The sequence below is a fragment of the Mycobacterium sp. UM_Kg1 genome, from assembly GCF_000972925.1.
Lineage (GTDB): Bacteria > Actinomycetota > Actinomycetes > Mycobacteriales > Mycobacteriaceae > Mycobacterium > Mycobacterium hiberniae.
Window position 1 is genome coordinate 1 of sequence record NZ_JRMK01000162.1, and the last position, 7,790, is coordinate 7,790.

3 protein-coding genes and 1 pseudogene are annotated in these 7,790 nt (G+C 69.4%); 2 read left to right on the top strand and 2 right to left on the bottom strand.

The window, feature by feature from the left end; all coding sequences use genetic code 11:
* The coding region (locus LI92_RS18275; protein WP_046321431.1) for a fatty acid synthase subunit beta domain-containing protein at positions 1 to 3,303 on the bottom strand (3,303 nt) is incomplete at its 3' end.
* A 565-nt stretch (positions 3,304 to 3,868) separates the two neighbouring features.
* Between LI92_RS18275 and LI92_RS18280 the strand changes: the two genes are divergently transcribed.
* The gene (locus LI92_RS18280; RefSeq protein ID WP_046321434.1) at positions 3,869 to 5,122 is read left to right on the top strand and encodes an MFS transporter; all 1,254 of its coding nucleotides are present in this window, start codon (positions 3,869 to 3,871) and stop codon (positions 5,120 to 5,122) included.
* Positions 5,123 to 5,129: 7 nt separating this feature from the next.
* Here the strand turns inward: LI92_RS18280 and LI92_RS18285 are convergent, their stop codons facing one another.
* Positions 5,130 to 5,492 (bottom strand): DUF732 domain-containing protein, encoded by a 363-nt coding sequence (locus LI92_RS18285; RefSeq protein ID WP_046321436.1) that lies wholly within the window; start codon positions 5,490 to 5,492, stop codon positions 5,130 to 5,132.
* Positions 5,493 to 6,098: 606 nt separating this feature from the next.
* On the opposite strand from LI92_RS18285, the pseudogene LI92_RS23885 reads away from it, so the two are divergent.
* Positions 6,099 to 7,790 (top strand): annotated as a pseudogene (locus LI92_RS23885) (PGRS repeat-containing protein); the annotation flags it as partial.

A 7,790-nucleotide genomic window follows, 5' to 3' on the forward strand; every position in this document is an offset into this window, starting at 1 on the left:
GTATAAGAGACAGGGCCAGCACCGGCCGACGAGCGCGTCGGGCACGGTGGACAGCCCCGGCGCCAGCGGCGCCCCGAAGGTCGCGGTCACCCCGGTGTGGTCGGCGACCTGCTCGGGGTCCCACGCCACGGTGACGGTGGCCGTGCCCTCATGCACCGGGGGCAGGGACTCCGGGCCCTCGACACCGGCCGCGATGGCCAGCACCGAACGCATCGCGGTGGCGGCGTCTTCGGTGGACACCAGCGGGGCCGCGCCGTCGACGACGGTGGCCGGCACGGTGAAGCGGATGCTGATCCACACACCCGACAGCGGCACCTGCAGTACCACGGTGGACTCCGAGACGGCCTCCAGACGCGCCCCGGTGGACGGGTGGGTGGCGGTGCGGTTCTCGTGCACCTGCCACTCGTGGGGGTCGGCGATCCGGTGCACCGGGTTGATGGCGGTGCGTCCCGCCCACAGCACGTCGGGAGCGTCGAGCACGACGGCCAGCGCACCGGTGACATCGGTGCGTCCGCGGCGGCGCGCGCTGACCGGCGTCGGCTCCGCGCCGGTGGCCAGCACCTGGTCGACCGCGGCCTGCTCGAAGCGGTCCAGCAGTTCGCCGACCGGCTCGTCGATCCGGGTGATCCCGGCGACGGCGGAGATACCCGGAATGATGCAGACCTGCTCGGCGGTGTAGCGGGCGTCGTGCGCCTGCCACAGCGAGTCGCTGCGCCACCAGCGGCGCACGTCCTTGTCGATCACCGGCACGAAGTTGACCGGCTTGCCCGGCGTCTTGCACAGCTGGGTGAAGAACGGCGCGTCGGCCGGGTGCAGCCGGACCGTCTCGGCGTCGGGGTAGCGGGCCACCAGCGCCTCGATGGCCTCGGCCGGGCGGTCCAGGATCGCCTGTCCCTGCGGGGTGTCGGTGAACAGGGTCTCGATCGGCCCGGACTCCAGCTCGTGCAGCCGCGCTTCGGCGCGCTGCAACATCGAGCCGAACCGCTCGCGCCAGGTGTCGGCCAGCCACGGGCTGTCCGGCGAGGCGGTGTCGGCGGTGGAGTCGCCTGCGCCGATCGCCAACTCCACGTACCGGCGCAGCCATTGCGCGTAGGTCATCTCGGCGACATCGCCGAAGTACGGCTTGGCGGTGTCGGCCATCGCGGCGATGATCTCGTCGCGGCGCTCGGCGACGGCCTCGCCGTCACCGGCGACTTCGTCGAGCAGCCGGCCGCACCGCGAGGCGACGTTGTCGATCTCGTGAATGTCGGCACCGAGCTGGCTTCGCGAAGAAGCCATGCCGCCCTGGGCTTTGCCGGCGCCGATCCACTGGTCGGTGCCCTTGGTGTCGACGAGCATCTGCTTGACCACCGGCGAGGTGGTGGCCTCCTTGGTGGCCATCGCCGCGGTGCCCACCAGGATGCCGTCGACGGGCATCAGCGGGAAGCCGTGCTGCTGCGACCACCGGCCGGACAGGTACTCGGCGGCCTGCTCGGGGGTGCCGATCCCGCCGCCGACGCACAGCGTGATGTTGGGCTGCGAACGCAACTCGGAGTAGGTCGCCAACAGCAGGTCGTCGAGGTCTTCCCAGGAGTGGTGACCGCCGGCGCGTCCGCCCTCGACGTGCACGATCACCGGCGCGGTGGGCGCCTCGGCGGCGATGCGAATCACCGACCGGATCTGTTCGACGGTGCCGGGCTTGAACACGACATGGCTGATGCCGGCGTCGTTGAGCTCGGCGATCAGCTCGACGGCCTCTTCCAGTTCGGGGATGCCGGCACTGATCACCAGGCCGTCGAAGGGGGCGCCGGACTGACGCGCCTTCTGCACCAGCCGCTTGCCGCCGACCTGCAGCTTCCACAGGTAGGGGTCTAGGAACAGCGAGTTGAACTGCACGGTGCGGCCCGGCTCGAGCAGCTCGGTCAGCTGCGCAACGCGGTCGTCGAAGATCTCTTCGGTGACCTGGCCGCCGCCGGCCAACTCCGCCCAGTGCCCGGCGTTGGCGGCCGCGGCGACGATCTTGGCGTCGACGGTGGTCGGCGTCATGCCGGCCAGCAGGATCGGCGAGCGGCCGGTGAGCCGGGTGAACTTGGTCTCGAGCTTGATCCGGCCGTCGGGAAGCGCGACCACGGTGGGTGCGTAACTGGTCCAGGGCCGGGCGACCTCGGGCACGGCGCCGATGGTGAACAGGTTGCGCTGTCCCCCGCGGGTGGCCACCGGCACGATTCCGATGCCCAGGCCGCGGATCACCGGTGCGGTCAGCCGGGTCAGGATGTCGCCGGGTCCCAGATCCAGGATCCAACGGGCGCCTGCCTCGTGCAGCGCGGTGACCTCATCGACCCAGTCGACCTGTCCGACCAGGATCGAACTGGCCATCTGACGGGTCAGCTCGACATCGAGGCCCACCCTGGCGGCCCACTGACCGACGATCTCGACGCCGTCGGACAGCCGCGGCGAGTGGAATCCGACTTCGACCTGCACCGGCTCGAACACCGGTGCGAAGACCGCGCCGCCGCGCAGTTTGTTCTTGCGCTCGGCGGCCTCCTTGTCGGCGATCTGCTCGCAGTACAGCTCGAAGCGGGAGAGCTGTTCGGGAGTTCCGGTGATGACCACCGCGCGCCGGCCGTTGCGGATGGACAGCACCGGCGGAAGCACGGTGCGCACGTCCTGGGCGAACTCGTCGAGCAGGTCGCTGATGCGCTCGGGGTCGACGTTGGTGATCGACACCATCGGCGGACGGTCGCCCAGCACCGAGATGCCCCGACGCCGGGCCACCAGGGTTCCGGCGGCGCCCACCAGTTGGGCGATCGCCAGCAGCTGCACGTCGTTGGCGCCGCCGGCCTTCAGCGACTCGACGGCGAGGATGCCCTGCGAGTGCCCGGCCGCGGCCACCGGCGGGGTTGCCGCCAGGTCCAGCCCCTGGCGCTCCAGCGCGCGCATGGCGGCGATCTGGGTCAGCAGGACGCCCGGCACCGACACCGCAGCCGAGGTCAGCTGCTTGGCCGACGGGATCGGGTCCTCGGCGGCCAGCGCCCGTACCCACTGCAGCGGTTCGAAGCCGATGGGCCGGACCACCACAAGTTCGTTGGCGATCGGCTCGAGCAGCAGGTCGGCCTCGCCGGCCAGGGTGGCCAGCTCCGTCTCGATCCCGGCGGAGGACACCAGCTCTTCGAGCGACTCCAGCCAGGCGCTGCCCTGCCCACCGAAAGCGACCGCGTACGGCTCGCCGGCCGTCAGCCGGTCCACCAGAGCGGACGAGGCGCTGGGGAACCGCCCAGAGCCTGATCCGTCGGCGGACACCCGGTCGTGTTCGTGGATCGTCACGTTATATATCTCCCCTGCCCTGGTTAACGTCGCGTCGTCGTCGACGCCCGCCGGGATAGCCGGCCCAATTCGCGGGCTCTTGCATGTTCGCGGCCGCGCTCAGCTGTAAGAGTGTCATAAGAACCTGTGCCGTTTCCGCAGCAAATTGGTTACTGGCGAGTTCTACGCTCGGGTAACCCGGCCCCGGATATCACGGGTTGCTGTGACGGCCGGAACGTTCCGGAACAAACGTCCTGCATGTGTGGGGTTACGGTCGAGTAGCCACAACGGCGCTGATCAAGGCTGCATTGTTATCTAATCGTTATGTTTGAATCAGCGAGGCCAACCGGGTTCGGGCTCGGCTGCAGCTCAGGCCCCCAAACGGCGCGGCAATCCCGGTCCCCCCGCGGCGGCGGGCGGGGCCAGTTTGCTGGACGGCCGGCGTCGCGCCGCCGGTGACCCCCGGCGCCCCGAACCGGTTCTTGCCGATGCCCGTCGCCGGCCGAACTCCGCCGACGGCTTCGGCGCCCAAACCGTGTGCGACCATTGCGGAGTCCGCGCACCTAACAGACAAGGCAGGCCCAGATTGCGTCCCTGGATCGTGTGGGGCACCGGCCTGCTGTCCTATCTGGTGGCCGTGCTGGACCGCACCACCTTCGGGGTATCGGGCCTTGACGCCGCCGAACGGTTCCACGCCGGGCCGTCCACGTTGTCGTCGTTCGTGATCGTGCAGCTCATCGTCTACGCCGCCATGCAGATTCCGGCCGGCGTACTGCTCGACCGCTTCGGCGCCCGGGCCATGATCGCCACGGGCGTGGCCGTGCTCTCCGCCGCCCAGGTCACCTTGTCGCTCACCCATTCGCTGCCCGTCGCGGTCGGCGCATACGGGGTCGTGGGGCTGGGCGACTCGTTCATCTTCATCTCGGTCATCCGGCTGCTGCCCAACTGGTTCGCAGCGGAGCGGGTTCCGATGCTGACCCAGTTGACCGGCATATGCGGTCAGTTCGGCCAGTTCCTGTCGGCGGTGCCGTTCCTGGCGATCCTGCTGCACGGGGGCTGGACCGCCGCCTACCTCTCGGCGGCCGGCCTGGGCCTGTTCGCCGTGGCCCTGACGCTCGCCGTCGCCCGCGACGCCCCGCCTGGGGCCCCGCCCGCCGTGCAGGCGCGACCGCTGCGGTCGGCGTTCAGCGACGTCAAGACGGTCTGGTCGCGGCCGGGAACCAAGTTGGGCCTGTTCACCCACATGGGCAACTCGTCCTCGCCCGGCGTGTTCGCTCTGATGTGGGGCGTGCCCTACCTGACCACCGCGCAGGGCCTCTCGCGCGATGTGGCGGGCGCGGCGCTGACGCTGTCGGTGGCGGCGTTCGTGGTGGTCGGCCTGTTGGTGGGGACCATGTCGGCGCGCCGGCCCGACCGTCGGTCGAGCGTGGCGCTGACGATGATCGCCTTGACCGCATTGATCTGGACGGTGGTGCTGGCACTGCCGCACCCCGCGCCGCACTGGCTGCTGGTGGTGCTGATCCTGGTCATCTCGGCCGGCCAACCGGTGTCGATGCTGGCATTCGACTTCGCCCGCACCTACAACCCACCGGCCGCCATGGGCACCGCCCAGGGCATGGTCAACACCGGCGGCTTCATCGCGACACTGCTGGTCATGCAGGCGATGGGCCTGGTGATCGCGATGGCGGGCGGCTATTCCTTCACGGCGTTCCGGATGGCCTGGACCGTGCAGTACGTGATCTGGGCGGTGTCGGCGGCCGCCGTGGTGATCTACACACGCCGGGCCCGCAACGGCGAACCCCTGGGCGAAGCTCACATCCCCGTGGCAGCCGCACCCTAGCCGGGGATCACGCCGGTGCCGTGTACGGGTCCGGCGACTGCGGGCAGTACGCCTGCCGAGCCGCGTTGATGACCAGATGCGCCGAGCCCGGCGACATTTTCAGGTGCGCGATGACCGACACCGGTACCAGCTTGGGCGCGTCGCTGAGCCCCGCGCAGATATCGTGGGCCTCCCGCACCAGCACGTTGCGCAGCGGCTCGCACACCGGGCCGCAGATCTGCCGGTCGTAGTCGGGATGCAGCCCCTGGCGCCCCAGTTCGTCGAAGAAGAACTGGTCCTCGTCGGTCGGGTCGGCCGATCCGGCGGGCGCCCCGGCAACCACGCACGAGAGCACCGCGAGGAACACGGCTGCAATCAACCCTTTGCCCATGACGCCGCACCAATCCATGCAGGGACCAGAGAATCAGTCTGGCACCGATGTGGCCGATAGCACAGGGTGGCAGTCACCCAATCTGCGACGTTGCGCACCTAACGGCGACGTCCAGGGCCGCGTGAACCGACACGACGATGGAACGCACCCTGACGACGTACGCCACGTCAAGGGCTTTCCCCTGAACCTAATTGCGCCGCCCTAAACGGGAGCGATGCAGGAGCTGCGGCACCGACCATCAACGCTAACCGCTCTAGCCACCCGCATCGTCATGGCATTGCACTCATGCAGGGGCATCAACACCACCCATCCTGACACCAGCCGCGTCGCTGGAGGGCCGAAGTTGACCAAGCCTGCCAACGAAGCGTTGTCCCCGCGCCGATAGCGGCAGACTCGCCCGGCCTGACACCGCCAGCCGCCGCCTTGCACGCCCAGGAACACATAGACAGAGGTTCGAAGTTCCGGACAAAATTTGTCCATCGCGGAATCATCAGCTATTCTTAAGCTAAGTTGTACATCTGTTTTGGGATCTTCCCAATTTTTTCTTTGCCTGAGCAGTCAGGCGTACCCACCAGAGATCGTTCCCCGGAGTTAAGGAGCTTGTGCATGACCGATCGCCGTACTGCCGAACAACGTCGTTCGTCGAGTCGGATGCAGCGTCGCGCAGCTGGGGCGGGCGGCGCCCTCAGCGCCTTCCTGGCTTTCGGGGTGACACCGCTGAGCACGGTTCCGGTTGCGCAGGCCGACGTTGGTGACGTGATCGTCGATACGGTCGCGTCATTGTTCGAGTCCTCGACGTGGGCCGACCCCGAGGAGCTCGGCACGGCATGGGATGCCCTGGTCCTGCAAGAAAACTGGGATGCCCTGCTGGTGAATCTGGACGACCCGAGCTTCGGTGCGATCGTTTTCAACGAGTTCGTCTACACCCCGCTGCACACATCCATCGCCACCTGGATCGACAGCTCCGACGGCCAGGTGTTCGCCAGTTTCGTCAACTCCGTATCGGGGCAGTATCTGATCGGCAACGGCGCTGACGGAACAGCCGAAAACCCTGATGGCAGCAACGCCGGATGGTTGTTGGGCGACGGCGGCAACGGCTACGGCTACAACGGCAGCGGCGGCAACGCCGGATGGTTCTTCGGCAACGGAGGCAACGCCGGCTCTGCGGCCGCAACCGTCTCCGATGCGCCGGTCACCACCTTTGCCGCCGACAGCTCTGCTCCGATCGACGGGGCCCCCGGCGTCGGCGGCAACGCCGCATTCCTGTTCGGAAACGGCGGCAACGGCACCAACGGCGGCGACGGGCTGTTCGGCGGAAGCGGTGGAGCCGGCGGCGATGGTGGTACCGGTGGCATCTTCTTCGGCAACGGCGGCAACGGCGGAAACGGCGGAGCGGGCGGGGACGGAACCGCGCTGCACGTCGACGGCGGCACAGGTGGTGCCGGCGGTGCCGGCGGTGGCGGCGGACTCTTCTTCGGTGCCGGTGGCACCGGCGGCACTGGCGGCACTGGCGGGGCGGGATTCAGCAGTCAGGGCGTCGACCTCAATGGCGCCGGCGTTAAGGGCGGCAACGGAGGGGCCGGTGGGTCCGGTGGCGACGGCGGTTTCGGCGGAACATTCTTCGGGAGCGGCGGCAATGCCGGTGATGGCGGCCGCGGCGGTAGCGGGGCTGTAGGCGGGACCGGGGCGGCGGGCAGCTTTGCCGGCGCCGGGACCGGGCGCGGTGGCGACGGCGGGTTCGGTGGCGACGGTGGCTACGGGGGCAACGGCGGCCTCGCGGGTCAAGGTGGGATTTTCGCAGCGGCGGGCACCAACGGTAACGGCGGGACCGGCGGCAACAGCGGTGCCGGGGGCGCCGGCGGCGCCGGCGCCACCGGCACCGAACAACATGCCGACGGTGGCTTCGGAGGCGATGGCGGCAAAGCAGGCTCCATCGGCAGAGGCGGGCTGGGTGGTGCTGCATACTCCAGCCCCACCGGAGCCAGTGGTGCATACGGTGCATCTGGCCGGGGCGGTGATGGAGGCAATGGTGGCGATGCCGCTTCAGACTCAGCCGGTCGTGGCGGGAACGGCGGCTTTGGAGCTTCCGGAGTAACCGCCTCAGACGGCAAGGGGACCGACGGAGGCAACGGCGGCCAAGGAGGCAACGGCGGGCGCACAGGCGCCGGCGGCACCGGCGGCAACGGCGGCGGAGGCGGCGAAGGCGCAACAGGCGTCGCCGGAGGCGCGGGCGGTCGCGGTGGAACGGGCGGCAACGGCGGTACCGAATCCGGCAACGGCGGCAACGGCGGCAACGGG